This is a genomic window from Actinomyces gaoshouyii (assembly GCF_002072175.1).
GTDB lineage: Bacteria > Actinomycetota > Actinomycetes > Actinomycetales > Actinomycetaceae > Actinomyces > Actinomyces gaoshouyii.
The window spans coordinates 45,454-70,320 of record NZ_MVIV01000009.1 but is presented as its reverse complement, the minus strand read 5'-3'; the positions used below and the strand labels follow the sequence as shown (position 1 = coordinate 70,320).

Sequence of the window (24,867 nt, the reverse complement as noted above, 5' to 3'; positions counted from 1 at the left end):
CAAGGAACGCAACATGATCGACTTCCGCTACCACCTGGTCTCCCTGATCTCGGTCTTCGTCGCCCTGGCCGTCGGTATCGTCCTGGGCGCGGGCCCCCTGCAGAATTCCTTGGGGAATGCCCTGCACAACCAGGTGGAGTCGCTGCGCGAGGACCGCAATGCCACGCACGCCCAGTTGGAGACCACATCGGCGGCCCTCAACGATCGCGACGCCTACATCACCGCGGCCGCGGCCTCCTACTTGCCCGGCACGCTGAGCGGCCGCAGTGTCGCCATCGTGGCCCTGCCCGACGCCCAGGACGAGGACGTCGAGCTCGTCATCTCCCAGATCGCGGTCGCGGGCGGCACGACCACCGGCCGCGTGACGCTGACCTCGGTGTGGACGGATCCCAGCCGGGAGTCATTCCGCTCAGCCTACTCGGGCCAGTTCGCCGGCAACCTGGATGAGGCCGTATCCAAGGACTCCAGCGGGATCCTGGGCGAGGGCCTGGCCAAGGCCCTGACCGTGGACGACTCCAGCGCCATCGCGCTGCGCGACCTGCTCACCGCCTCGGACACGCCTCTCATGAGCGTCAACTCCCAGCTCACGACCAAGGCCGACGCCGTGGTGGTCGTGGGGCCGCGCTCGGCCCAGGCCGACGCCGCGGGAGCCACCCCGACTCCCGGCGCCGATGCCACCGGCAAGGCCTGGGCGGCGGCGCTCACCGGTGTGGCCGCGGGAGCGCCCGCCGTCATCGTCGGTGGGGCCGACGACGAGCGCGACATCATCGCCGTCATGCGCGAGAACAGGGCCAAGGCGACGACGATCGACTCTGTGGGCCAGGCGAGCGCCGCCGTCTCCGTGCCACTGGCCATCGCCGCCGTCTTGGGCGGGGCCCAAGGCTCCTACGGCTTCGATGACGGTGCCGGCACCATCATGCCCCCCATCCCCGCCAAGGGGTGAACTGCGGAGCGGACGTTCCCGCGATCGACGCGCAGCAACGCCCCGGTCCACCTCAGCCCCGAGCTCATCAGGGGTTCGCTCGACCTGACCATCATCATCGCCCTGTGTGCGGGATGGTCGGCCAGCAGGGCGACAGCTCGCGCGGCGGACACCTGGCCGCCCTGAGCCTCCCGGGACCCGCCAATGCGTCGGCGGCGCGCTCTCCGGCCGGTAGCCTGGGACTCATGACCGCCGTACCGCTCCAGAGAGGCAGCCGCCGCCACCCGAGCCGTCCTCGCAGCGCGACCTCACCTGCCCGCCAGGCGCTCATCGCCGCGACGAGCGGCCTTGCCTGGAGCACCGGGGCCTCCGCGCTCCTGCGAGCCCTGCCCAGGTGGAGGCGGCTCGAGCGCTCCAATTTCCACGGGCGCACGGTCTCACTGCGAGGAGGCATCGCCAGCGCCATCGGTGCCACCGCGGTGGCCGGGTGCGCAGGCGCGCTCGCTCGTCCGAACGCGCTCACTGCCCGCCCCGGTGCGGCCGCCGTCATCGCCGCCTCCGCCGGAGGCACCGCCGGACTCATCGACGATCTCGACGCCGGCGCCCATGACGGCGATGCCCCCGCCAAGGGCCTGGCCGGCCACCTCGGAGCCCTCGCCCGCGGCCGCGTCACCACAGGCGCCCTCAAGATCGCCATCATCGGCTCCGGCGCGCTCGTCGGTGGCGTCCTCCTCGCCAGGCACCGGGCCCCGGCCGCCCCCGCCGCCCGGCCGCGCGCGCTCGTCGCCGACGCCGCAGTGAGCGCCATCGTCATCGGCGCCTGGGCCAACGTCCACAACCTCCTCGACCTGCGCCCCGGGCGCGCCCTCAAGGCCAGCGCGCTTATCTCGGCCCCCCTTCTCGCCTGGCCGGGTCAGGCGGCGGCCCCCACCCGCATCCTGGCCGCCGGTGCCCTTGGGGTCGCCGCCGCATCCGCGCCCGAGGACCTCGGCGAGCGCACCATGCTCGGCGACACCGGCGCCAACTCCCTCGGCGCCCTCGTCGGCGCCGCCCTCGCCGCCGCCCCCTCACGAGCCTTCCGCCATGGGGCGGCGGTCGCCGGCGCCGCCCTCATCCTGGCCAGCGAGCGCGTCTCCTTCTCACGCGTCATCGACTCCACCCCGGCCCTCGCCGCGCTGGACGCCCTGGGACGCCGGGACCAATGACGGACAAGGCCGCCGATGCGCGAGCCGAGGGCGGGACCAACGGGGCGCAGCGAGGCCTGGCGACCGTCGTCGGCGGCGTCGCAGGACTCACCCTCATCTCCCGTGCGCTCGGATTCCTGCGCTGGATCGTGCAGGCCGCGACCGTCGGCACAGGTGCCGTCGCCGGGGCCTACGCCACCGCCAACCAGATCCCCAACGTCCTGTACGAGGTCGTCGTCGGCGGGGCCCTGGCCGCCACCATCGTCCCCCTCCTGGCCGGCGCCGTCATGGCGGGTGACCGCGAGACGGTCTCCCGAACCGCCTCCGCGATGCTCAGCACGGTCCTGGTCATCCTCGTGCCCCTGGGTATCCTCCTCGCCGTCCTCGCCGACCCCATCGCCGAGCTCTTCCCCACCTCAGTCGACGCCGACCCCGGCCTCCAAACGCGACTCGTCGCCGACTTCCTGCGCATGTTCGCCCTCCAAGTGCCGCTCTACGGCATCGGCGTCGTCCTGACCGGCATCCTCCAGGCGCACCGGCGCTTCGCCTGGCCCGCCCTCACTCCGATCCTGTCCAGCCTCGTCGTCATGACCGCCTACGCCCTCTACGGCGCCATCACCCCCGAGGGAGCGGGCCAGTGGACGAGCAGCGCTGACCCCGCGGGGCTGCTCGTCCTCGGCTGGGGGACCACGCTCGGCGTGGCCGCCCTCAGCCTTCCCCTCCTCATCCCCGCCTCCCGCCTCGATATCGACCTGCGGCTCACGCTCCGCCTCGACGCCGCCACCCGCCGGCGCGCTTGGGGCCTGGCCACCGCCGGCATCACCGCCCTGGTCGCCCAGCAGGCCTTTATGCTCCTCGTGCCCGTCCTCGCCCGCTCCGGGGGAGTCAGCGGCACCATCGCCGTCTACCAGTACACGCAGGCCATCTGGGTACTGCCATACGCCGTGCTCGTTGTTCCCGTGGCCACCGTCCTCTACCCGAGGATCGCGGGCCTGCTCGCAGAGGGCGCCGCCATCCCACCGGCCTCGGCCCCCGCCAGGGCCGGGGCGAGCGCGGTCGTGCCGGGCAGGTGCGAGGGGAGCCCGCGCGAGGAGGCCCTGAGGCTGTGCGGTGACTCCACCGCCCTCGTCACTAGCGTCTCCCTGGCCGGCATGGCGATGCTCCTGGCAGCGAGCGCCGGGGCCGAGGCGTTCTTCGCGCTCCTGACCGACGACGTGCGAGGGATGTCCGCCGCCCTGGTCTCCTTCGCCCCCGGCATTGTTGGCTTCGGCCTCATCCACCAGATCACCCGCATCCTCTTCGCCGCTGGTCGCGCGCGCTGGGCCGCCCACGCCACCGCGCTGGGCTGGGCTGTGGCGGCGGTCCTGTCCACGACCGCCGTGCGGTTGCTCGCCCCGGGCGGCGCAGACGGCCCCGCCACGCTGAAGGCACTCGGCATCGGCACCAGCATCGGCATGACGATCGCGGGCATCGGCCTTCTGGCGGGCCTGGCCCGCTGCCTGGAAGCCTCGGTGCTGCGCCCCATCGCCCGGGTCATCCTGGCCGGGGCCCCGGTCGCGGCCGCCTCCGGGTGGGCCGGGCGGGCACTCAGCCAGATGACCGGCGCGCCCTGGTCCCAGATCCTGCTCTCCGGTATCTGGGCCCTCCTGGCCGCCCTCGCCACTATCATCGCCGCGCACATCGTCTGCCCCCCAGCCCTGGGAGCGCTGCGCTGGGGGAGGAGATGAGCGGGATGACTGGGATTGCTGGGATGCGGCCCATGCGCATCGTCGAGGTCAGTGGGAGCGCCGCCGGGGGAGTGCGCGCCCACCTCGGCCAGTGCTCCCGGGCCCTCAGCGGCGCCGACCACGAGGTGATCGTCGCCGCGCCGATGGAGGTCCTGGAGGGCCTCGATACCGGGGACGCCCGCCGAGCCGTCCTCGAGATCGGGCCCCGGCCCGCGCTCGCCGACCACTTGGCGGTGCGCCGCCTGGCGGCCATTGCCCGGGGCGCCGACGTCGTCCACGCCCACGGCCTGCGCGCGGGCTCGGTGGCTGCCCTCGCCCTCGGTCGGCGCCGGAGCGGGCGGGCGCGCCTGGTCGTCACTCTTCACAACCTCCCCGTCGGCGGGCGCCTCACCCGGCTCGTGGGGGATCGCCTCGAATCGCTCGTGGCCAGGCGGGCCGATGCCGTGCTCGGCGTCAGCCCCGACCTCGTCGGACGGGCCCGCGCCCGCGGGGCGGCCAGTGCCCTGCTTGCCATCATCCCCGCGCCTGAGGAGGCTGTGGGAGACGCTGACAGGTACCCTGGGGCAGGGCACCGAGGCGCGGCCGAGGCGGGAGCGGGCGGCGGCCCCATCATCCTGACTGTGGCCCGCCTGGCCCCTCAGAAGGGCCTCGACCTCCTACTCGATGCCGCCTCGATCCTCGCCCGGCGGGCTGAGGGGGATGGCGCGCCGCTCACCTGGCTCGTCGCGGGGGAGGGGCCCGAACGCCCGGCTCTGCAGACCCGCATCGACGCTGAGCGCCTGCCCGTGACCCTGCTCGGGCGGCGCGAGGATGCCCTCGCGCTCATGTCCTCTGCCGACGCCGTTGTCCAGACCAGCCTGTGGGAGGGACAGCCGTTGACCATCCAGGAGGCGCTGAGGGCGGGCGCCGCCATTATCGCCACCGATGTGGGGGGCACGGGCGTCACGGCGCGCGGGGGCGCCATCCTGGTGGCGCCCGAGGCCCGCGCCATCGCCGACGCCATCGGCCGACTCCTGGATGACCCCGCCGCTCGGCGGGAGTGGAGGAGCCGGGCGCGCGCCGCCGCGGCCGGGCTGCCCACCTCCGCGGACCTGCTCGCGCAGTTGAGCGCCGTCCTGGCCCCGGGCGCCTAGACCCGGGGCGCGGGATCGCCGGTCCCGTTCTCGGCGTCGCGGGCCTGCGCCAGGAGTTCCAGGATGCGGGCGTGCGCCGTCGGTGTCGCCGCGAGCACTGATCCGGCGCGGCGCGCGTCCAGGGCGGAGCCGTCCACCCGGGTGACGAGCGCGCCCGTCTCCTGGGCGAGGAGGACCGCCGCCGCCATGTCCCAGGGCTTGAGGCCGCCGTGCAGGAAGGCCACTGCCCCGCCCCTGGCCACCTCGGCGATCTCCAGGGCGGCCGAGCCGTAGGCGCGAGCCGCCAGCGCGGCGCTCACAACGCCGTCGGCCCCGGGCACGCCTCTGAGCGAGTTGAACGGGACGATCGCCGCGCCCCGCTCCAGCGCCAGGTCCGGTGCCATGGGAATCGGCTCATCGTCACGGCCATCGCCGGCCGCCCGGAGCGGGCCCACCCGAGCCCCCCGCCCCGCGATCGCCGTCATGAGGCGGCCTGCCACGGGATCGGCGAGGGCCGCGATCACCGGGGCGCCGCCGTCGACCAGGGCGAGCGAGACCGCCCAGTCGCGGTGCGTGGCCACGTAGTTCGTCGTGCCGTCGATCGGGTCGACCACCCAGGCCGGGCCCGTGCGCTCCTCGAAGCCCTCGACGCGGTGCTCCTCCTCGCCATGCAGGGGGATGGCGGTAGGCGCGAGGCACTCGGCGATGATCCGCTCCGCGCCGCGATCCACTTGGGTGACCAGGTCCTTGTCATGCTGCTTGGTCTCGACCCGCAGCTCAGCGCCCGGATCGAGGGCGAAGGCGGCCGCGGCGAGGACCGCCTCGCGGGCCGTGCCCAGCAGAAGGTCCAGATCCAGTCCCCTGGTGCTCATCGCTCCTCCTCGTCCCTCCTCGTGCGCATCCGCGGTCCCGATCCTATCCCCAGCGAGACCGGTCTCGATCCTGATAACGACCGGTCTCGCTCGTGGGCGGGGCGGGGGCACAATGGGGGAGCTGACCGTAGTCCCGATGGAGGCTCAGATGACCCGCCAGAACAACGCCGCATGCGGCCCCGCCGACGAGCGCGACACCCGGGAGGTGCTGAGCGCCCAGCGCGTATGGACCGGCCCCATCTGCGCCGTCGACGATGAGATGATCCGCCTGTCCCCGGGCGCCCCCGAGCCCATCCGCCGCCAGACCATCGCCCACCACGACGCCGTCAGCATCATCGCTCTGCGGGAGGGCGAGGAGTCCTCCCAACCCGACGGCGCGGCCGAGATCCTCATGGTCCGCCAGTACCGCCACCCCGTGCGGGCCGCTCTGTGGGAGATCCCCGCCGGCCTGCTCGACATCCCCGAGGAGGACCCGGTCATCGCCGCCGCCCGCGAGCTCGCCGAGGAGACCGACCACGCCGCCGAGCGCTGGGAGACACTCATCGACTTCTACGCCTCGCCCGGATTCACCACCGAGGGCGTGCGCTGCTTCCTCGCCCGGGGCCTGTTCCCGATCCCCGTCGAGGAGCGCACCGAGCGCGAGGCCGAGGAGGCCGAGTTCGAGCCCACCTGGTTCCGCTTCGACGAGGTGCTCGACGCCGTCATGGGCGGGTGGCTCCACAACCCCTCCACTGTCGCGGGGGTCCTCGCGGCCGAGTGCGCCCGGAAGCGCGGCTACGAGGGACTGCGCCCCGCTGATGCCCCCTGGATGCGCAGCCCCGAGAGCATGTGACGCGCGTAGGACCTCAGGCCCTCGCGCGGCAAGGGATGAAGACTCCTGGTTCAGGTGGCCGGGCGTGCGCCATGCCACGTGGCGCCACGGCGTCATCAAGTTGCGCTGTTCCAATTTAGGCACAAGGATGATGCTTAAAATGGGTGCCAGGCCGACGGCGCCCCCGGGCGCTCCGGTGGCGCCCGCGCGCATTGCGAGGGACGGGAGAGGGGGAAGTGTGAGTCCTATAAGTCCGATGAGCCCGAATCCGACCGGCCCGGGCGCTCCCGCAGATGACGAGTCCACCCGCGTCAAGGTCCTCGATCTCATCATTGAGAAGGGGCCCGTCTCCGCCGCCCAGCTCGCCGCCATTCTCCACCTCACGCCCGCAGCCGTGCGCCGCCACATCACAGCCCTGGAGGACAACGGCCAGATCGCCGTCCACACCCCCACGGGTGTGGGCAAGCGCGGCCGCGGGCGCCCCGCGCGCCACTACGTCGCCACGGCGTCGGCGCGCTCGAATCTCGGCGAGGGCTACTCCGACCTCGCCGCCCGGGCCCTCAGCTACCTGTCGCAGGTCGCGGGGGACAAGGCCGTCGGCTCCTTCGCCGCCTCCCGCGGCCGGGACCTCGAGCGCCGCTACATGCGCATCGTCGAGGCCGCGGGCAAGGACCCGGCCGACCGCGCCATGGCCCTGGCCGATGCCCTCTCCGCGGACGGGTACGCCGCCACCATCCGCGACGTCGGCGACGGCACCTTCGCCGTCCAGCTCTGCCAGGGCCACTGCCCGGTGCGCGATGTCGCCGGGCAGTTCCACGAGCTGTGCGATGCCGAGACCCAGGCCTTCTCCCGCCTGCTCGGCGTGCCCGTCCAGCGCCTGGCCACCCTGGCCGGGGGAGACCACGTGTGCACCACGCACGTGCCCATCGTCATGCCCGCTCTGCGCAAGCGCGCCGCGCGGGCCATTGCTCACACGCGGGGCAGCCGGCCCCAGCGAACGGAAGGAACCCGATGACGTCAACCATGACCGAGCCAGCCACGCGCAGCGACGACGAGATCATCGACTCGATCCCGGCGTCCTACGACTTCGGCTGGCACGACTCCGACGAGGCCGGCGCCAACGCCAAGCGCGGTCTCGACGAGCAAGTGGTCCGGGAGATCTCCGCGATCAAGGGCGAGCCCGAGTGGATGCTCGCCAAGCGCCTCAAGGCCTACGAGACCTTCGAGCGCAAGCCCATGCCCACCTGGGGCGTGGACCTGTCCCAGCTCGACATGGACGCCGTGAAGTACTACGTGCGCTCCACGGATCGGCCCGCCAACTCCTGGGACGACCTGCCCGAGGACATCAGGAACACCTACGATCGCATCGGCATCCCCGAGGCCGAGCGCGAGCGGCTCGTCGCCGGCGTCGCCGCCCAGTACGAGTCCGAGGTCGTCTACCACCAGATCCGCGGCGACCTGGAGGAGCAAGGCGTCATCTTCGTCGACACCGACACCGCCGTGCGCGAGTACCCCGAGCTCGTTCGCGAGTACTTCGGCACCGTCGTGCCCGCCGGCGACAACAAGTTCGCCGCCCTCAACACGGCCGTGTGGTCCGGGGGGTCCTTCATCTACGTCCCCAAGGGCGTGCGCGTGGAGATCCCGCTCCAGGCCTACTTCCGCATCAACACCGAGAACATGGGCCAGTTCGAGCGCACGCTCATCATCGCCGACGAGGACTCCTACGTCCATTACGTCGAGGGCTGCACCGCCCCGATCTACTCCACCGACTCCCTGCACTCGGCGATCGTGGAGATCGTGGTGAAGAAGAACGCCCGCGTGCGCTACACGACCATCCAGAACTGGTCCAACAACGTCTACAACCTCGTCACCCAGCGCGCCACCTGCGCCGAGGGCGCCACCATGGAATGGGTCGACGGCAACATCGGCTCCAAGCGCAACATGAAGTACCCGGCCGTCTTCCTCATGGGCCCCCACGCCCGCGGCGAGGCCCTGTCCATCGCCTTCGCCGGCGAGGGCCAGCACCAGGACACCGGCGCCAAGATGGTCCACATGGCGCCGCACACCTCGAGCCACATCGTCTCGAAGTCCATCGCCCGCCACGGCGGCCGCTCCGCCTACCGGGGCCTGGTGCAGATCATGAAGAACGCGCGCCACTCCAAGTCCAACGTGCTGTGCGACGCCCTGCTGGTCGACGAGATCTCCCGCTCCGACACCTACCCCTACGTGGACGTGCGCACCGACGACGTCGAGATGGGCCACGAGGCGACCGTCTCCAAGGTCAGCGCGGACCAGCTCTTCTACCTCATGCAGCGCGGGCTGACCGAGACCGAGGCGATGGCCACCATCGTGCGCGGCTTCGTCGAGCCCATCGCCCGCGAGCTGCCCATGGAGTACGCCCTCGAGCTCAACCGCCTCATCGAGCTCCAGATGGAGAACTCGGTCGGCTGACGGTTCCGCCGCACCGAGCCCATCACCCACCCCGATCAGGAGCACGACATGACCGACTTGCGCACCGACCACTCGCGCGCCACCACCCAGGGCGCCCACAGCCACGGCGGCGCCCCTCTGCCCCGCTACGTGGCCTCCCGGGCCGACCGCCCCACCTCCTTCGACCCGGCGGACATCCCCGTGCCCCGAGGCCGCGAGGAGGAGTGGCGCTTCACCCCGATCAAGCGCTTCGCCCCCCTGTTCGATCTCGACGCGGTCGCCTCCGGGACCCGAGCCGGGGTCGTGGCCACCGGCGTCGACGCCCCCGATGGCGTCGTCGTCGAGGGGCTCGGCCGGGACGACGCGCGCCTCGGCGGTGTCGGCGAGCCCGTGGATCGCACCGGCGTCGTCGCCTGGGCGGCCTTCTCCACCGCCACCGCCATCACTCTGACGGCGGGCGCCCGCCTCGAGCGCGCCGCGCGAGTGGCGATACGGGGCGATGACGCCGAGCTGGCCAGCCCCAGCGCCCAGCACCTGCTCATCACCGCCGAGCCCGGCTCCACCGGCACCGTCATCCTCGACCACACCGGCACCGCCGCCCTGACCCAGACGGTGGAGATCGTTGTCGCCGACGGCGCGGACCTCACCGTCGTCTCGGTCCAGGGATGGGATGACGCCGCCGTCCACGCCTCCAATCACCGTGCGCGCGTCGAGGGGCGCGGCGCGCTCAAGCACGTCGTCGTCTCGCTGGGCGGGGACACGCGCATCGCCCCCGACCTCGGTTTCAGCGGCGAGGGCGGGCGCATCGACGCCTACGGCGTCTACTTCACCGACGCCGGCCAGCACCAGGAGCACCGCCCCTACGTGGCCCACACCGAGCCGCACTGCTACTCCCGCGTCACCTACAAGGGCGCCCTCCAGGGCGACGGCGCCCACGCCGTGTGGGTGGGGGACTGCCTCATCGGGGCCGGGGCGCACGGCACCGACACCTACGAGCTCAACCGCAACCTCGTGCTCACCCCGGGCGCCAAGGCCGATTCCATCCCCAACCTGGAGATCGAGAACGGCAATATCGAGGGCGCGGGCCATGCCTCGGCCACTGGCCGCTTCGACGACATCCAGCTGTTCTACCTGCGAGCCCGCGGCATCTCCGAGCACGAGGCGCGCCGGCTCGTGGTACTGGGCTTCTTCAACGAGATCGTCTCCGAGATCGGCGTGCCCGAGGTTGAGGAGCGCCTCATGACCGCCATCGAGCACGAGCTCGAGCTCACCGGCCTCATCTCGGCGGGCCCCGGCGCCCCAGCCGACGAGCGGCCGTGAGCGCCCGTCCCCGAACAACCCCGCGCAAGCCGCACGTCCACCAGGCATCAGAAGGCAGCAGAACAAACTCATGAGCACCCTCGAGATCACCAACCTCCACGTCCAGGTCTCCACCAACGACGGCCCCAAGCCCATTCTCAAGGGCGTCGACCTGGCCATCGCCTCCGACGAGATCCACGCGATCATGGGTCCCAACGGCTCGGGCAAGTCCACCCTGGCCTACTCCATCGCGGGCCATCCCGACTACGAGGTCACCGATGGCCAGGTCCTCCTCGACGGCGAGGACCTGCTGTCCCTGAGCGTGGACGAGCGCGCCCGCGCGGGCCTCTTCCTGGCCATGCAGTACCCCGTGGAGGTCCCGGGCGTGTCCGTGGCCAACTTCCTGCGCACCGCCAAGACCGCGATCGACGGCCAGGCCCCCAAGGTGCGCCAGTGGGTCGGCGAGGTCGGCTCCGCCATGGAGCGCCTGCGCATGGACCCCTCCTTCAACCAGCGCGACGTCAACGCCGGCTTCTCCGGGGGTGAGAAGAAGCGCTTCGAGATCCTCCAGATGGAGCTGTTGAGGCCGCGATTCGCCGTCCTGGACGAGACCGACTCCGGCCTCGACGTCGACGCGCTGCGCATCGTCTCCGAGGGCGTCAACCGCCTGCACGACTCCTCCGACGCCGGATTCCTCCTCATCACGCACTACACGCGGATCCTGCGCTACATCAAGCCCGACTTCGTCCACGTGTTCGTCGACGGCCGCGTGGCCGAGCAGGGCGGCCCCGACCTGGCCGACCGGCTCGAGGAAGAGGGCTACGACCGCTACCTCAAGTGAGCCGACTGTGAGCGCCCCCACACCGACCGAGTCCCCCGCCGCCGAGCCGCTGAGTGCGGTGGAGGTGGCCCGCGCCCGCAAGGACTTCCCCTACCTGGAGCGCCTCGCGCGCAATGGGCGCGAGCTCGCCTACCTCGACTGGGCCGCGACAGCGCAGAAGCCGCGGTGCGTGCTGGATGCCGAGTCCGTGTTCTACAGGATGAGCAACGGCGCGGCCGGGCGCTCCACCTACCAGCTCGCCGATGAGGCCACCGCCTCCCTGGAGGACGCCCGCGAGGCGATCGCCGCCTTCGTGGGCGCCCGGGCCGGCCAGCTCGTCTTCACGAAGAACGCCACTGAGGCGATCAACCTCGTGGCCCTGGCCATTGGGCATGCCAGTCTCGCCCGCCCCGCCGCCGGGGGGCCCGGCGCGGCCCCTGAGACCGACCCCGCGCGCCGGCTCGCCCTCGGCCCTGAGGACGAGATCGTCGTCACCCGGGCCGAGCACCACGCCAACCTCGTGCCCTGGCAGGAGCTCGCTGCCCGCACCGGCGCTGCCCTGCGCTGGCTCGATCTCGACGACGCCGGCCGCATCGACCTGGCCACCCTCGACGTCATCACCGGACGCACGCGGGTCCTCGCCCTCGGCCATGCCTCCAATGTCACCGGCGCCATAGCGCCCCTGGACCCCATCCTCGCCGCCGCCCGGGCCGCTGGCCGTGCCGGGGGCCGTGAGCCGGTCGTCGTGCTCGACACCTGCCAGACCGCGCCGCATATGCCCCTCGACTTCGCCGCGCTGGCCGCGGCCGGCGTCGACGCGATGGCGCTGTCCAGCCACAAGATGTGCGGTTCCACCGGCGTGGGCGCGCTCGTGGCCACCGGGGAGCTCCTCGACGCGATGCCCCCCGTCCTCACCGGCGGCTCCATGATCGAGGTTGTCACCATGGAGTCCTCCACCTACATGCCGCCTCCGGCGCGCTTCGAGGCCGGCAGCCAGCCCCTCGCCCAGGCTGCGGGCTGGCGCGCCGCCATCGACTACCTCGGGATCCTGGGCATGGACCGCCTGCGCGCCCGTGAGGCCGAGCTCACCGCCCATGCGCTGGACGGCATGAGGCGCGTTCCCGGCCTGCGGATCATCGGGCCCGACGACGACGCCGACCGCCTCGGCGTCATCGCCTTCACCATCGAGGGGGTCCATCCGCACGACGTGGGCCAGGTGCTCGATGCCGCCGGTGTCGCTGTGCGCACCGGCCACCACTGCGCCCAGCCGATCCACGCGCATTTCGGTATTCACGCCTCCTCGCGCCTGTCCTTCGGCCCGACGACCACCATTGAGGAGATCGATCGCTTCCTCGAGGCCGTGGCCGGTGTCCAGTCCTATTTTCTGAGGTGATGGCTATGAATGAACTCGACCAGCTCTACCAGCAGGTCATCCTCGACCACTCCCGCGAGCGGCACGGCGAGGGCCTGCCCGCCGATCCCTCCGCCCTCAGTCACCAGGTGAACCCCACCTGCGGGGACGAGGTGGACCTGGGCCTGAGAGTCGAGGATGGGCGCCTGGTGTCCGTGGGCTGGAAGGGCGAGGGCTGCTCGATCTCCCAGGCCTCGATCTCGATCATGCACGACCTCATCGATGGCGCTGACCTGACGACGGTCGCCAGGCTCTCCCAGGGCTTCGATGAGCTCATGCACTCGCGCGGGCGGGGCGTCGACGGCGCGATCCTCGATGATCTGGAGGACGCCGCCGCCCTGGAGGGCGTCTCGAAGTACCCCAATCGCGTCAAATGCGCGCTCCTGGGCTGGATGGCCCTCAAGGATGCGCTCGCTCAGGCGGGGATCGCCCTGCCCGCCGTCGAGGACCGACTCGCGGCGCCGAGCGGGCCGTGCGAAGAACGCGCCCCGCGCTGACCACCCGACCCCGGATACCTCCCAGGAATGATCATGACCGACCACCCGACCACTGCCGAGTCCACCACCGCTCACCCGATGGCCGCCCAGCACTCGCCCGCCCCCATCCCGTCCGGCGTGGACGTCGCCGCCATCGAGGAGGCGCTGCGCGACGTCATCGATCCCGAGCTCGGGATCAACGTCGTGGACCTGGGCCTCCTCTACGGCGTCTCCTTCGACCCTGACGGGACGGTTGTTCTCGATATGACTCTGACGACCGCGGCCTGCCCGCTCACCGATGTCATCGAGGAGCAGGCCCAGCAGACCCTCGCCCTCATCGCCGACAAGGTGCGCATCCAGTGGGTGTGGCTGCCGCCGTGGGGCCCGGACAAGATCACCCCCGAGGGCCGCGAGCAGCTGCGCGCCCTCGGCTTCAACGTCTGATCCGTAGCCTCGAGACCGGTCGAAAATAGCATCGAGACCGGTTCACTCGGGCACGGCGGTCGTTGATTCACCGGGGCGGTGGTTCCCATCGCGCCCCAGGCCCTGGCGCTCTCGACCCGGCCGCCGACGAGCGTTCCGCTGCTTGCAGCCTCCACGAGGAAACTGCGGATGGCGGCGCTGCGGGCGCGCGACCTCTGCTCCCAAGCCGGCCCGCGCCGGACCAGGACCGATCCCGGGGCCGTCTTAGGGCCGGCGCAGTATCGCGCCTGGCTACGGTAGCCGCGGGTCGGGCGCCCCGATGACCGCCTCGCGCAGGACACGCGCATGCGTCCGCGCGTGGTCATAACCCGCGAAGAGCATCGTCAGCCTTCCCGCAGCGCCAACGCGCGCAGATGCGCCACGGCGCCCCGAGCGGCCGTCTCGTCGGTCAGCTCGGCCCGGTATGCCTCCACGAACTCCGGCCACGGCAGGCCCCCGGAGTGGAAGGCCCGGCGCAGCCCGGTCGACGGCGCCGACTGCTCCTCGGGCGGGTCACTTCCATGTACCGGGGAGAGGGCGACGCGGATGGTGGCGTCCACCGCTTTCATCGTTATCGCGAAGAAGCCGCTGGGCAACCTCGTGCGCCAGGACTTCGGCCCCTACCTCGTGGCGACGGGAGCGACCTTCGGCGTGATGCTGAGCCGCGTCATCAAGCACTGGGAGCGCTGAGCGCGGTCAGGGCGGCTCGGCCCCGCCGCCCGGGATCCGCCACCTTGCCCTGAGGGCACTCAGAGCTGGGAGGCGGCGACGGCGAAGGTGTTGCAGGCGCTGAGGTCGCCCTGCTCCAGGCCCGTCTTGAACCAGCGCACACGGGACTCGGAGGAGCCGTGCGTCCAGGAGTCCGAGTCGACGCCGGCCCCGGAGCGCTGCTGGATGTGGTCGTCGCCCACGGCGGAGGCGGCGTCGAGGGCGGTCTGGATCTCCTCGTCGCCGGGCTTGTTGAGGAAGGGCTTGCCGGTCTCGGGGTCGATGGTCGTGGAGGCGTAGTGGACCCAGGTGCCGGCGTAGCAGTCCGCCTGGAGCTCGGTGCGCACGGAGTCGGAGTCGGCGCCGGTGCCGGAGCGGTCGGTCTTGCTCATCGTGCCCTGGAGGTTCTGGATGTGGTGACCGAACTCGTGGGCGACGATGTACTCCTCGGCCAGGGGCGTGTCATTGGCGCCGAGCTGGGACTCCATGTCGGAGAAGAAGGACATGTCGAGGTAGACGGTGGAGTCGCCGGGGCAGTAGAAGGGGCCGACGGCGCTGCTGGCGGACCCGCAGGCGGTGGAGACCTGGTTGCCGTTCCACAGGACGAAGTCGGGCTTGGCGTAGGCGCGCCCATCCTGGGCGGGCAACTGCTCGCCCCATACCGCGTCCAGGGACTCGGCGGTGGCCACCATGCGGCACTGCGTATACGTGTTGGCGGCCTCGCCAGTGGTGCACATCGAGGTGTCGATCGATGATGAGCCCGTCTGGGCGGCGCTCCCGCCGTCGTCCTGGCTCACCAGGCCGGTCAGGTCCACGCCGGTGAGCTGGGAGAGCAGCATGACGGCGATGACCGCGACCACGGATCCGCCGCCGATGGCGGCGCCGCGGCGCCCCGTCGATCGTGTCGAGACCCGATCGGGGTCGAGCTCGATGCCAGAGTTGAAGGACACGGTTCCTCCGATGCGGTGCGGGAGCCGGACGACTGGTCCTCCGGCGCGGGACGGCACCAAGAGTACCGGTAGAGCCCGGGTAGGCTGGCCACGTGCTCTACGACCTGCTGTACAAGACCGTGCTGACGCGAATCGATCCTGAGGTCATCCACGACATCTGCATGGATGCGATCGAGGTCACCGGGCGCGTTCCCATCGTGCGGGACGTCGTGCGCCAGATGTGGGGGCGCCGCCCGAGCCTGCCCGTGCCCAGCGCCTCCCAGGGCGGCCCCTTCGCCCGCCCGGTTCCCGGGATCCTGGGCCTGGCCGCGGGCATGGACAAGGAGGGCAGGGCCGTCGAGGGCCTGGACATGCTTGGTTTCGGCTTCGTCGAGGTCGGCACGTTCACCGCCCGCGCCCAGCCCGGCAACGACAAGCCCCGCATGTGGCGCTACCCCGAGATGCGCGCGATCCGCAACCGCATGGGATTCAACAACGACGGCGCCGATGAGGCCGCCCGCCGCCTGCGCGCCCTGCGCTCGACGCCGCGGGGTCGCTCGATCGTCGTGGGCGCCAATATCGGCAAGACCAAGGCCACTGAGCTCGAGGACGCGGTCGAGGACTACCGCTACTCGGCCTCCCGGGTGGCCCGCTGGGCCGACTACCTCGTCGTCAACGTCTCCAGCCCCAACACCCCCGGCCTGCGCAGCCTGCAGAGCGTGGAGTCCCTCAGGCCGATCCTCATCGCCGTGCGCGAGGCCGGGGACGCCGCCGCGCGCAGGCGCGTGCCGCTCCTGGTCAAGATCGCCCCGGAGCTGGCCGACGAGGACATCGACGCCGTCGCCGACCTCATCCGCGAACTGGAGCTCGACGGCGTGGTGGCCACCAACACCACCATTGCCCATGACCTGGGCGAGGGGGGCCTGTCCGGCTCGCCGCTGCTGCCCCGGGCCCTGGAGGTGGTGCGCCGTCTGCGCGCGCGACTGGGGGAGGGGCCCACGATCATCGGCGTCGGCGGCATCTCCTCGATCATGGACGCCGAACTCATGCTCGAGGCAGGTGCCGACCTCCTCCAGGCCTACTCGGCCTTCATCTACAACGGCCCGGCCTGGCCCGGCCGCATCAACCGCGCCCTGGCCGTCTCCCACGCCCGCCGCCCCGTGCGCTGAGGCGTCTTCTCCCACCGGAGGGGAGCGGGGGCGGCGCACGGGACTTGTTGGCCCGATCAGGCCGGGCGCGGATTGGGGGAGACGGTGCGGGTCCGGGCCGGATCGCGCATGATGACGTCGCCGAGCGCTGCGTCGATCGCCTTCATGATCGACTCATCCAGGACGACTCCGGAGGCCCTCACCGTGTCCCTCAGCTGCTCGGGGCACGAGGCTCCTACGATGGCCGCCGAGATGGCGGGGTTCTGCAGGACCCAGGCGATGGCGAGCTGGGGCATGGTCAGGCCCGCCTCCTCGGCCACGCCTCGCAGTGCCTGGACAGCGGTGAGGACCTCGGGGCGCATCCACCTCGAGATCATGTCCTTGCCACCCCTGCCATCCGTGGCGCGCGAGCCCGCGGGCGGCTCGGCGCCCGGCAGGTACTTGCCGGACAGGACTCCCTGAGCCATGGGGGAGAAGACGATCTGCCCGAGCCCCAGCTCGGTGGAGGCGGGGATGACCTCGCCCTCGATGACCCGCCACAGCGCGGAGTACTGGGGCTGGTTGGACACCAGGCGGAAGCCCATCTGAGAGGCCAGCCCCTGGCCAGCGCGGATCTGCTCGGCCGTCCACTCCGAGACCCCGATGTAGAGGGCCTTGCCCGCGCGGACCACGTCCGCGAAGGCCTGCATCGTCTCCTCCAGCGGGGTCTCGTAGTCGTAGCGGTGCGCCTGGTAGAGGTCGACGTAGTCCACCCCGAGGCGCCTCAGCGAGCCGTTGATGCCCTCCATGATGTGCTTGCGGGACAGCCCCACGTCATTGGGGCCCTTCGGGCCGATGGGCCAGTAGACCTTCGTGAAGATCTCCAGGGACTCCCGGCGCTGCCCGGACAGGGCGCGCCCGAGGACCTCCTCGGCGGCGGTGTTGGCGTAGACGTCGGCGGTGTCGAAGCTCGTGATCCCCAGGTCCAGCGCGGTATGAACGCAGTCGATCGCAGTGTCGGCCTCGACCTGCGAGCCGTGGGTGAGCCAGTTGCCGTAGGCGATCTCGGTGATCTTCAGTCCAGATGAGCCCAAGTGGCGGTAGGTGACCATGCGTCGACACTAGCCCGGGGGCGCGCCGCGGCGGAAGGACTCTTGCGCCGATGGCGAACTGAGCCGGCGCGTCATCACTCCGGGTACTGGCGGCGGGACACCTGCGGCCTGGGCTGGCGCATGCGGCGCATGGAGACGCAGCGGGACATGACGTACCAGAAGATCCGGCCCTGGGACGACCAGGCCTCGCGGCCGAACTTGGTGTCGAGGCGGCGGCGCAGGATGAGCCAGCAGGCGATGACGTCGAGAATCATGATGAACGTCAGCGCGTACAGGCCGAGCATCAGCCACAGCATGAGCTGCTGCATCGACTGCCCGAAAAGGCTCAGGATGACAACGGCGAAGGCCACGGGGATGAAGAACTCGCCTATGGAGAAGCGGGCGTCGACGTAGTCGCGGACGTAGCGCTTGACCGGTCCCTTGTCCCGCGAGGGGAGGTAGCGCTCATCCCCTGTCTCCATCGCCAGGCGCTGGCGCTGCCACGCCTCGTCCCTTCTCGCCCGGGCCTCGCGTTTGGCGGCCTTCCGGTCCGTGGGCACCACCGGGTGCAGGCGCCTGGCCTGGGCATCCCTGCGCTTGGGGGTGGGGCGGCCCTTGCGCCCGGCCTTGGACGGCGTCGTCTCGGGCTCGGGAGCGGGAGCCTCGTCCTTCTTGAAGAGCTTCACCGGCTCAGGGTAGCGGCTCATCCGCGATACCCTGCAAACCATGATCGCAGTCGACTCGATCCGCGCCGCGGTGCGCGATGCTTTCCCCACTATCGTCTCCGACCTGACTGATCTCGTGGCCATCCCCTCGGTCTCGGCGGCCAGCCACGACCAGGCCCAGGTGCTCCGCTCCGCCGAGCACGTGGCCTCCCTCCTGCGCGATGCCGGGCTGGAGGCCGAGGTGACCAGCGTGGACTGCCCCGACGGCACGCCCGGACGCCCCGCGGTCCTCGCCCACGCCGATGGCCCCGCCGGCTCCCCGCGCGTGCTCATCTACTCCCACCACGACGTCCAGCCCGTCGGCGACCCCTCCGCCTGGCAGCAGGCCGACCCCTTCGTCGCCGAGCGGAGGGGGGAGCGCCTCTTCGGGCGAGGGACCTCCGACGACGGTGCGGGCGTCGTCACGCACCCCCACGCCCTGCGGATCCTGCGCGAGCTCGGCGGCGGGCAGCTGCCCTGCTCCGTCACCGTGTACATCGAGGGCGAGGAGGAGGTCGGCTCGCCGTCCTTCGAGGCCTTCCTCGCCGCCCACCGCGACCGGCTCGACGCCGATGTCATCATCGTGGCCGACTCCTCGAACTGGAGGGTCGGGGTCCCGGCGCTCACCACCTCGCTGCGAGGCGTCGTCCAGGTCGATGCCCGCATCGACGTGCTCGACCACGCCCTGCACTCGGGCCAGTACGGCGGTCCCGTCCTCGACGCCGTGACCACCATGTGCCGACTCGTGGCCACGCTCCACGACGACGCGGGCGACGTCGCCGTCCCCGGCCTGGTCAGTGAGTCGGCCGCCGCCCCCGACTTCCCCGAGTACACCGAGGAGGACTTCCGCGCCGACGCCGGCGTGCTGCCCGGCGTCGAGCTCATCGGCACCGGGGACCTCACCGCCCGACTGTGGACCAAGCCGACCATCACCGTCATCGGCATGGACGTCACGCCCCTGGAGCGCTCCGGCAACGTGCTCGCCCCCTCGTGCACCGCTCGGATCTCCATGCGCATCGCCCCCGGGCAGGACCCCGACTCGGCGATCGAGGCGCTCACCTCCCACCTGGCGTCCCACGTGCCCTTCGGCGCTCGCCTGACCGTCACCGGGCGCGAGGCCGGCCCCGCGTTCCACGGCTCCTCGGACACCCCCGCCGGCCGCGCCGCCCATTGGGCCCTGACCACCGGATTCGGAGTTGAGGCCGTCGACATCGGCCAGGGCGGCTCCATCCCCTTCATCGCCACTCTCCAGTCCACGTTCCCGGGCGCTCAGGTCCTGGTCACCGGCGTCGAGGACCCGGACACCCGCGCGCACAGCGAGGACGAGTCGATGCACCTGGGGGACCTGGAGCGCATCGTCGTCTCCGAGGCCCTCCTCCTGGCGCGCCTGGGCGGTGCCATCGAGGCATGAGGGTCCTCCTCGCCCCGGGGCCGATGAGCCCCGAGCCCGGCGGCGCACCCATCACCGAGCTCGGACTGGGCGCCCGCGACGTCGCCGAGGCCCTGGCCCGCGGATGGTCACGCGCCCGCCCGGACGATGCCCTCGCGCTCCTGCCGATCCCCGACGGCGGCCCCGGGCTCACCACCGTGATCCGGCCGAGCGCCGTCGAGAGCCGGACCATCCTCCAAGCCCCGGGACCTCTGGGAGGCACGAGGCAGGCTGATCTCCTCCGTCTCGCCCCCGCGGGCGGCGCGGGCACGGGACCCGCCGCCCCGAGCACCACATGGATCCTCGACGCCGCGAGCATCGCCCCCGTCCCCGCCGATCGCCATGAGGCGGGCCGCGAGGCGGAGCACGGCAGCACACGGGGCTTCGGCGAGGCCCTGCGCCAGGCTCTGGAGCGCGCCCACCAGGGCGACGTGCTCATCGTCGGGCTCGCGCGCACCGCCGCGCACGACGGCGGCGCCGGGTTGCTCGACGCCCTCGGCGGGCCCGAGCGGGCCCGTAGCCGGATGTCCGGGCGCAGCATCATTCTCGCCCTTGCCGACACCCTGCCCCTGGGCGGCATGAGCGGGGCGGGGGAGGGGCTGACCGCCCTCACCGGCATCGCCCCGACTGTGGCGCAGGACCTCGACCGCCGGGCCTGCTCCCATGCCTCGGCGCTCATCTCCGCTCTCGCCAGCGATCATCCCGCCCCCAGGTCGCTGCTCGACCCGACTGCGGGTGGAGGGGCGAGTCCCGGGGGCAGCCATGATGGGCGGCTGCGCCCCTCGGCCTGGGGAACGGGCGCCGGGGGAGGGGCCGCAATAATCCTGCGGGCGCTCGGGGCCCGGGCCCTGCCGGGCGCCCGCGTGGCGGCGGGACTCCTGGGCCTCGGGGCCGCCGCGGAGGAGGCCGACCTGCTCGTCACGGCCGTCGGGGAGGCCTACGGCATCCTGGCCGATTCGGTGGCCGAGGCGGTCGGCGCGGCGGCCTCGCGCCTCGCCCTGCCCGCCATTCTCGTGGCGGGACTCTCGGCCGTTCCCCGCGGTGAGCTCGCTGGGGCGGGCATCGTCTCCCAGTACGCGCTCGCCCCCGCGGGGGCGAGCGGTGAGCGGTGGTTCGACGGTGGCGCCCCCGGGATTGCCCGGGGCTTGGAGGGCATGGGGGAGCGCCTGGCGCGCACGTGGTCCCGCTGAGCCCCGGAGCGCGGGGAGGCGCCGTCGCCTCAGCGCAGCACGGCGATCCCAGGGGCCATGGCGGTCGAGCCCCGCACAATGAGGTCGGGGATGAAGGTCATCTCCGCGTCCACGGGCTTCTCACCGTTGATGGCGGCCAGTAACGTGGACACGGCCGCGCGGCAGATGGCCTCCACCGGCTGGCGGACCGTTGTCAGCGGCGGATGCGTCATCGCCAGGAGGGGGGAGTCGTCGTAGCCGATGACGGAGATGTCCGTGGGGACCTCGCGGCCGGTGGACTGGATCCCCTTGATCGCGCCCAGCGCCATCATGTCCGACCCGCAGATGATGCCGGTGCATCCCTGCTCCGCCAGGGCGGTTCCCGCCGTCGCCCCGCCCTCATAGGTGTACAGGCTTTCCGCGATCCGAAGGTCCTCGCCCGGGCAGCAGGCCCGCATGGCGTCCTCGTAGCCGGCGCGCTTGCGCACGGCGGGGACCATGCGCGCGGGACCGGTGGCGAATCCGATCTTCCGGTGCCCGAGATTGGCCAGGTGCTCCACAGCCATCCTCGCGGCGGCACGATCATCGGTGGTGAACCCGGGCGCCTTGATCATGGGAGCGTTGCCGTTGAGCGTCACCAGGGGCACGCCCCGGGATCGCAGCCTCTGGTACCGGGTGACACTGCCCGTTGTGTCGGCGTGCCGCCCGGAGACGAACACGATGCCGGACACGCCCCGCTCCACGAGCATCTCGATGTACTCGTCCTCGCTGACCCCGCCGGGTGTCTGGGTGCACAGCACCGGGGTGTGCCCGCTGGGGGTGAGCAGCTGCTCGATCTCCTGGGCGAAGCGCGGGAAGATCGGGTTGCTGAGCTCGGGGACGATGAGGCCGACGAGGCCGCGGGAACGGTTGTCCACCGACTCGGGGCGCTCGTAGCCCAGCACGTCGAGCGCAGCGAGCACCTGCCGCCGGGTCTCGTCGGCCACGTTCGACTTGCCGTTGAGGACGCGGGAGACGGTCGCCGTCGAGACACCGGCCTGCTCGGCGATGTCCGTCAGCGTGATGCGCTGCGCCACTGCTACCCCTTCGCGGATGGGTGATCGGCCTGAGCCGATGCTTGGTTTCTGGGATGACTCTACGTCCCGTTGGCCCGGGGATGCTCACGATTCGGCGCCGCCCGCCGAGATGAGGACCGCCCGTGGAACCGGCGGGCGGGGGAGCTGGGGAGGATGACGGACCCGCCCGCCATGCCGTGGGGCGGAAGTCGTGGACTAGGGCGGCGGGCTGGCTCAGGCGACGGTGTCCGCCACGCACCACACCGTGGTCGTGGGGGGCACGATGAGGCGACCATCAGTATGTGCGAGCTCATGCGAGGCGAGCAGCACCTCGGCGTGCTCCGGGAGGCCGATCGAGGTGCTGGTGGTGTTGGTCAGGACGAGCATGTCCCGGACCAGGATCGACAGGGCGTCATCCGGGCACCACTCCATCCCGGAGACGAAGGCCATGGGGGCGTGGGGGAGCTGCCTCTCCCGCCGCAGATGGGAGGCGTGGCGGACGGTTGCCACCGGGGAGCCGAGCAGATCGCCCTGCTCGTCGGCAAGACGAGTGACCTCCTGGAGGAGCGACATCGGGCTGTCGTCCTTGTCATCGTCGAGGATGCCGACCTCGTCCCCCTGGCGGAGGTACACCGCTCCCGGCAGTGCCAGCATGAGCGTCTGGAGCGCGGTTCCACGGCGCAGGCGCGTGGCGCGGTCCGTGACGAACCAGCGGCGGTCGTCACTCGGTTCGAGATCAGGGTGATAGCGGTACGGGGGCATGACGCGCCAGGCGGGCGGGGCGCCGAAGCGCTCGTACTCCTCCAGTGAGGCCTTCAGATGCCGGGCGATTGAGTCGGCGTCCCAGCGCGTGAGGAAGAGCCTGTCATTGCGCAGATGGTGGAACCAGTCCTTCTGCAGGTGGTGGCGCAGGCTGTCCCCGTACTCCGCGGTCACGTCCGCGCCGAGGATGCCATCAGGGGTTGAGGAGCTCACGAGCATGAGCAGTTCCGCGCAGGTCCGGCTCAGTAGGTCGAGATCGGTCTCCTGACTGACCTCCGGTGGGAGGATCGCGCCCAGATCGATGCCGTCGACGCCGGCGTCGATGAAGCCCTCCGCTCGCTCGATGAGCCCGGGGCCCAGGGCCTCATGACCGGCTGTCAGCGGGTTGTCGTCATGCGCGTGCCGACCGGTGACCGGCCCCAGGGCTCCCGAGAGCCTGGCGATGACCCGCAGACCCCTGAGATGGGCGGCCTCGGAGAAGCGGCGGAGGTCCTCCAATCCGGGGTCCTTCAGCCCGAGGAGGCTGGGGCGCACGAGGATGCCGTCGGAGCCGAGCGACTGGGCATGGTCCAGCAGGCCGACGGCCCTGTCATGATCGACCTGGCCGACCACCGGGGCGTTGATCTCGTAGATCTGGGCGCCTCTCCACCAATCGCGATCACCGCTCTGGGGACGATGGACCAGGGTTGTCGTCGTCATGACAGCCGGCTTCCTTCCGCCGAGCGCGAGCGCGGCATCGACCCGGCAGCGCGCCAAGGATAGAATTAGATCGTAAGGAGAGGGCCCGTCGGGGATCGGGATGCCTCGGGTGCACCGACCATACCAATGCCGAGCCCTTGGCGCAGGTCGTCCCGATCTCTCCTGGCAGGAGTCTTGTCACATGCTCATCGGCGCGCTGCCCGCCGCGGGCACACCGCGCCCCGACTGGCTCGAACCCCGCACCGGGGGTGCGCTACCTTGGGTGGATGACCCCGCCAGCACGCAGCGATGACAGCGGCCCCCTGCTACCGGCCCCCGCCGGCGCAGTGGGCTACAGCCATGAGGATGCCGAGCGCTTCTGGCCGGAGCGGGCGAAGAACCCCCAGCGCACCCCCTTCGAGCGCGACCGCGCCCGCGTGCTGCACTCCTCCGCCCTGCGCCGCCTGGGAGCCAAGACGCAGGTGCTCGGCCCCGCCTCGGATGATTTCGTGCGCACCCGTCTCACCCACTCCCTGGAGGTCGCGCAGGTGGGCCGGGCGCTCGGGCAGGAGCTCGGCTGCGATCCCGACGTCGTCGACGCCGCTTGCCTCTCCCATGATCTGGGCCACCCGCCGTACGGGCACAACGGGGAGAGGGCCCTCGACGAGGTGGCCCGCTCCATCGGCGGTTTCGAGGGCAACGCCCAGACCTTCCGCATCCTGACCCGCCTGGAGCCCAAAACCGTCGATGCCACCGGGCGCGGCCTGGGGGTCAACCTCACCCGCGCCAGTCTCGACGCCGTCGCCAAGTACCCCTGGGCCAGGGGGGAGGGGCCTGGTGGGCCGGAGGGGAAGAGCGCTCGGAAGTACTCCGTCTACGACACCGACCGGGAGGTCTTCGAGTGGATGCGCGCGGGCGCCCCGGCCGGGCGGCGCTGTATCGAGGCGCAGATCATGGACCTGGCCGACGACATCGGCTACTCGGTTCATGACGTCGAGGACGCCGTGGCGCTGGGGCGCATGGACCCGGGGTCCCTCGACCGCCCCGGTGAGATCGACGGCATCATCGGTGCCACACGGGCCTGGTATGGCCCCGCCTTCAGTGCCGATGAGCTCGGTGCCGCCTGGGAGCGCTTGGCCGGGGCCCCGTACTGGATCGACTCCTACGACCATGGCATCGCCGACGCCGCGGCCCTCAAGAACCTCACGAGCCAGCTCATCGGCCGCTTCGTCGGCGCCGTGGCCGCGGCCACCAGGCAGGTGGCCGGCGATGGCCCGCTGACCCGCTACGCCGCGGATCTCGTCATCCCCGCCTCCACGGCCGCCGAGATCCTCGTCCTCAAGGGCGCCGCCGTCCGCTACGTCATGGCCCCCCGGGAGCACGAGCGCGTCTACCTCATCCAGCGCACCGAGATCTTCGACCTGGCCGATGCCCTCCTGGAGTCGGGGGACAAGCACCTCGACCCGATCTTCGCCGGACTCTGGCGGGCCGCGGACGACGACGCCGGGCGCGCCCGGGCGGTCATCGACCAAATCGCCTCGCTGACCGACACCTCCGCCCGCGCCTGGCATGCCCGCATCTGCGGGCTGCTCTCCGAGATCCCCGATGGGCTGTGAGCGCGAGGAGCGCGCGGCCCGGGATCCGCCGCGCCTCCATCCCCGCCCCCGCGCGCCCGGTCCGTTGCCGTCA

At 71.8% G+C, this 24,867-nt stretch carries 24 protein-coding genes; 17 read left to right on the top strand and 7 right to left on the bottom strand.

The genetic code is table 11. The annotated features are described in order from the left end of the window. Window positions 1–13 precede the first annotated feature (13 nt). From B1H50_RS08230 to B1H50_RS08215, 4 genes are all read left to right on the top strand, one after another. Window positions 14–943 (top strand): copper transporter, encoded by a 930-nt coding sequence (locus B1H50_RS08230; RefSeq protein WP_080463297.1) that lies wholly within the window; start codon window positions 14–16, stop codon window positions 941–943. 224 nt (window positions 944–1,167) lie between these two features. After that, complete coding sequence (locus B1H50_RS08225) at window positions 1,168–2,127, top strand: hypothetical protein (protein ID WP_080463308.1); 960 nt, start codon at window positions 1,168–1,170, stop codon at window positions 2,125–2,127. Continuing rightward, complete coding sequence (gene murJ / locus B1H50_RS08220; protein WP_080463296.1) at window positions 2,124–3,833, top strand: murein biosynthesis integral membrane protein MurJ; 1,710 nt, start codon at window positions 2,124–2,126, stop codon at window positions 3,831–3,833. Before B1H50_RS08225 ends, murJ begins: the two co-directional genes overlap by 4 nt. A 5-nt stretch (window positions 3,834–3,838) precedes the next feature. Beyond that, window positions 3,839–4,966 (top strand): glycosyltransferase, encoded by a 1,128-nt coding sequence (locus B1H50_RS08215; RefSeq protein ID WP_229657927.1) that lies wholly within the window; start codon window positions 3,839–3,841, stop codon window positions 4,964–4,966. Here B1H50_RS08215 and B1H50_RS08210 read toward each other — a convergent pair. Continuing rightward, a complete protein-coding gene (locus B1H50_RS08210) occupies window positions 4,963–5,817 on the bottom strand; it encodes an inositol monophosphatase family protein (RefSeq protein WP_080463294.1) in 855 nt (284 codons plus the stop codon). The two genes, B1H50_RS08215 and B1H50_RS08210, sit on opposite strands and share 4 nt — an antisense overlap. 148 nt (window positions 5,818–5,965) lie before the next feature. Between B1H50_RS08210 and B1H50_RS08205 the strand changes: the two genes are divergently transcribed. From B1H50_RS08205 to B1H50_RS08170, 8 genes are all read left to right on the top strand, one after another. Then, window positions 5,966–6,649 (top strand): NUDIX domain-containing protein, encoded by a 684-nt coding sequence (locus tag B1H50_RS08205; protein WP_095532523.1) that lies wholly within the window; start codon window positions 5,966–5,968, stop codon window positions 6,647–6,649. 235 nt (window positions 6,650–6,884) lie between these two features. Further along, a complete protein-coding gene (locus tag B1H50_RS08200) occupies window positions 6,885–7,643 on the top strand; it encodes a helix-turn-helix transcriptional regulator (protein ID WP_080463292.1) in 759 nt (252 codons plus the stop codon). Continuing rightward, a complete protein-coding gene (gene sufB, locus B1H50_RS08195; protein WP_073453461.1) occupies window positions 7,640–9,079 on the top strand; it encodes a Fe-S cluster assembly protein SufB in 1,440 nt (479 codons plus the stop codon). Before B1H50_RS08200 ends, sufB begins: the two co-directional genes overlap by 4 nt. A 48-nt stretch (window positions 9,080–9,127) precedes the next feature. Beyond that, entirely contained in the window at window positions 9,128–10,378 is a 1,251-nt protein-coding gene (sufD, locus tag B1H50_RS08190; protein ID WP_080463291.1) for a Fe-S cluster assembly protein SufD, read from the top strand. Window positions 10,379–10,448: 70 nt separating this feature from the next. Next, entirely contained in the window at window positions 10,449–11,198 is a 750-nt protein-coding gene (gene sufC / locus B1H50_RS08185; protein WP_080463290.1) for a Fe-S cluster assembly ATPase SufC, read from the top strand. Between the two features lie 7 nt (window positions 11,199–11,205). Then, complete coding sequence (locus tag B1H50_RS08180; RefSeq protein WP_080463289.1) at window positions 11,206–12,570, top strand: aminotransferase class V-fold PLP-dependent enzyme; 1,365 nt, start codon at window positions 11,206–11,208, stop codon at window positions 12,568–12,570. 5 nt (window positions 12,571–12,575) lie between these two features. Further along, window positions 12,576–13,085 (top strand): Fe-S cluster assembly sulfur transfer protein SufU, encoded by a 510-nt coding sequence (sufU, locus tag B1H50_RS08175; protein WP_080463288.1) that lies wholly within the window; start codon window positions 12,576–12,578, stop codon window positions 13,083–13,085. A gap of 33 nt (window positions 13,086–13,118) precedes the next feature. After that, window positions 13,119–13,508 carry a metal-sulfur cluster assembly factor gene (locus tag B1H50_RS08170; RefSeq protein ID WP_080463307.1) on the top strand — a complete coding sequence of 130 codons (390 nt, stop codon included), beginning with the start codon at window positions 13,119–13,121 and terminating at the stop codon, window positions 13,506–13,508. 362 nt (window positions 13,509–13,870) lie between these two features. On the opposite strand, the gene B1H50_RS08165 is transcribed toward B1H50_RS08170, so the two are convergent. Next, complete coding sequence (locus B1H50_RS08165) at window positions 13,871–14,086, bottom strand: DUF488 family protein (RefSeq protein ID WP_229657926.1); 216 nt, start codon at window positions 14,084–14,086, stop codon at window positions 13,871–13,873. Here B1H50_RS08165 and B1H50_RS09560 point away from each other — a divergent pair. Continuing rightward, window positions 14,076–14,216: a hypothetical protein gene (locus B1H50_RS09560; protein ID WP_188640720.1), complete on the top strand. Its 141-nt coding sequence runs from the start codon at window positions 14,076–14,078 to the stop codon at window positions 14,214–14,216. The genes B1H50_RS08165 and B1H50_RS09560 overlap by 11 nt on opposite strands. 59 nt (window positions 14,217–14,275) lie before the next feature. Here the strand turns inward: B1H50_RS09560 and ypfJ are convergent, their stop codons facing one another. After that, window positions 14,276–15,184, bottom strand: coding sequence for a KPN_02809 family neutral zinc metallopeptidase (gene ypfJ / locus B1H50_RS08160; RefSeq protein ID WP_080463287.1), 909 nt, complete (start codon window positions 15,182–15,184; stop codon window positions 14,276–14,278). 92 nt (window positions 15,185–15,276) lie between these two features. Between ypfJ and B1H50_RS08155 the strand changes: the two genes are divergently transcribed. Continuing rightward, window positions 15,277–16,332, top strand: coding sequence for a quinone-dependent dihydroorotate dehydrogenase (locus B1H50_RS08155; protein ID WP_080463286.1), 1,056 nt, complete (start codon window positions 15,277–15,279; stop codon window positions 16,330–16,332). 56 nt (window positions 16,333–16,388) lie between these two features. On the opposite strand, the gene B1H50_RS08150 is transcribed toward B1H50_RS08155, so the two are convergent. Next, window positions 16,389–17,402 (bottom strand): aldo/keto reductase family protein, encoded by a 1,014-nt coding sequence (locus B1H50_RS08150; RefSeq protein ID WP_080463285.1) that lies wholly within the window; start codon window positions 17,400–17,402, stop codon window positions 16,389–16,391. 74 nt (window positions 17,403–17,476) lie between these two features. Continuing rightward, window positions 17,477–18,088: a DUF3043 domain-containing protein gene (locus B1H50_RS08145; RefSeq protein WP_080463284.1), complete on the bottom strand. Its 612-nt coding sequence runs from the start codon at window positions 18,086–18,088 to the stop codon at window positions 17,477–17,479. 19 nt (window positions 18,089–18,107) lie between these two features. Between B1H50_RS08145 and B1H50_RS08140 the strand changes: the two genes are divergently transcribed. Beyond that, window positions 18,108–19,496: a dipeptidase gene (locus B1H50_RS08140; protein WP_080463283.1), complete on the top strand. Its 1,389-nt coding sequence runs from the start codon at window positions 18,108–18,110 to the stop codon at window positions 19,494–19,496. After that, window positions 19,493–20,704, top strand: coding sequence for a glycerate kinase (locus B1H50_RS08135; RefSeq protein WP_080463282.1), 1,212 nt, complete (start codon window positions 19,493–19,495; stop codon window positions 20,702–20,704). Before B1H50_RS08140 ends, B1H50_RS08135 begins: the two co-directional genes overlap by 4 nt. Window positions 20,705–20,733: 29 nt before the next feature. Here B1H50_RS08135 and B1H50_RS08130 read toward each other — a convergent pair whose 3' ends face one another. Continuing rightward, window positions 20,734–21,759: a LacI family DNA-binding transcriptional regulator gene (locus tag B1H50_RS08130; protein WP_080463281.1), complete on the bottom strand. Its 1,026-nt coding sequence runs from the start codon at window positions 21,757–21,759 to the stop codon at window positions 20,734–20,736. 213 nt (window positions 21,760–21,972) lie between these two features. Beyond that, entirely contained in the window at window positions 21,973–23,199 is a 1,227-nt protein-coding gene (locus tag B1H50_RS08125) for an alpha-amylase family protein (protein WP_164505190.1), read from the bottom strand. A gap of 266 nt (window positions 23,200–23,465) precedes the next feature. Here B1H50_RS08125 and B1H50_RS08120 point away from each other — a divergent pair, with 266 nt between their 5' ends. Beyond that, the gene (locus B1H50_RS08120; RefSeq protein WP_229657925.1) at window positions 23,466–24,794 is read left to right on the top strand and encodes a deoxyguanosinetriphosphate triphosphohydrolase; all 1,329 of its coding nucleotides are present in this window, start codon (window positions 23,466–23,468) and stop codon (window positions 24,792–24,794) included. Window positions 24,795–24,867 lie beyond the last annotated feature (73 nt).

Excerpts from the sequence above, each read along its gene's own strand:
- B1H50_RS08125 (WP_164505190.1), bottom strand. The coding sequence starts at position 23,199 with ATGACGACGACAACCCTGGTCCATCGTCCCCAGAGCGGTGATCGCGAT.
- B1H50_RS08210 (WP_080463294.1), bottom strand. The coding sequence starts at position 5,817 with ATGAGCACCAGGGGACTGGATCTGGACCTTCTGCTGGGCACGGCCCGC.
- B1H50_RS08140 (WP_080463283.1), top strand. The coding sequence starts at position 18,108 with ATGATCGCAGTCGACTCGATCCGCGCCGCGGTGCGCGATGCTTTCCCC.
- B1H50_RS08170 (WP_080463307.1), top strand. The coding sequence starts at position 13,119 with ATGACCGACCACCCGACCACTGCCGAGTCCACCACCGCTCACCCGATG.
- B1H50_RS08145 (WP_080463284.1), bottom strand. The coding sequence starts at position 18,088 with ATGAGCCGCTACCCTGAGCCGGTGAAGCTCTTCAAGAAGGACGAGGCT.
- B1H50_RS08215 (WP_229657927.1), top strand. The coding sequence starts at position 3,839 with ATGACTGGGATTGCTGGGATGCGGCCCATGCGCATCGTCGAGGTCAGT.
- B1H50_RS08205 (WP_095532523.1), top strand. The coding sequence starts at position 5,966 with ATGACCCGCCAGAACAACGCCGCATGCGGCCCCGCCGACGAGCGCGAC.
- sufB (WP_073453461.1), top strand. The coding sequence starts at position 7,640 with ATGACGTCAACCATGACCGAGCCAGCCACGCGCAGCGACGACGAGATC.
- sufU (WP_080463288.1), top strand. The coding sequence starts at position 12,576 with ATGAATGAACTCGACCAGCTCTACCAGCAGGTCATCCTCGACCACTCC.
- sufD (WP_080463291.1), top strand. The coding sequence starts at position 9,128 with ATGACCGACTTGCGCACCGACCACTCGCGCGCCACCACCCAGGGCGCC.
- B1H50_RS08200 (WP_080463292.1), top strand. The coding sequence starts at position 6,885 with ATGAGCCCGAATCCGACCGGCCCGGGCGCTCCCGCAGATGACGAGTCC.
- B1H50_RS08230 (WP_080463297.1), top strand. The coding sequence starts at position 14 with ATGATCGACTTCCGCTACCACCTGGTCTCCCTGATCTCGGTCTTCGTC.
- sufC (WP_080463290.1), top strand. The coding sequence starts at position 10,449 with ATGAGCACCCTCGAGATCACCAACCTCCACGTCCAGGTCTCCACCAAC.
- B1H50_RS08120 (WP_229657925.1), top strand. The coding sequence starts at position 23,466 with ATGACCCCGCCAGCACGCAGCGATGACAGCGGCCCCCTGCTACCGGCC.
- B1H50_RS08225 (WP_080463308.1), top strand. The coding sequence starts at position 1,168 with ATGACCGCCGTACCGCTCCAGAGAGGCAGCCGCCGCCACCCGAGCCGT.
- B1H50_RS08135 (WP_080463282.1), top strand. The coding sequence starts at position 19,493 with ATGAGGGTCCTCCTCGCCCCGGGGCCGATGAGCCCCGAGCCCGGCGGC.
- B1H50_RS08150 (WP_080463285.1), bottom strand. The coding sequence starts at position 17,402 with ATGGTCACCTACCGCCACTTGGGCTCATCTGGACTGAAGATCACCGAG.
- murJ (WP_080463296.1), top strand. The coding sequence starts at position 2,124 with ATGACGGACAAGGCCGCCGATGCGCGAGCCGAGGGCGGGACCAACGGG.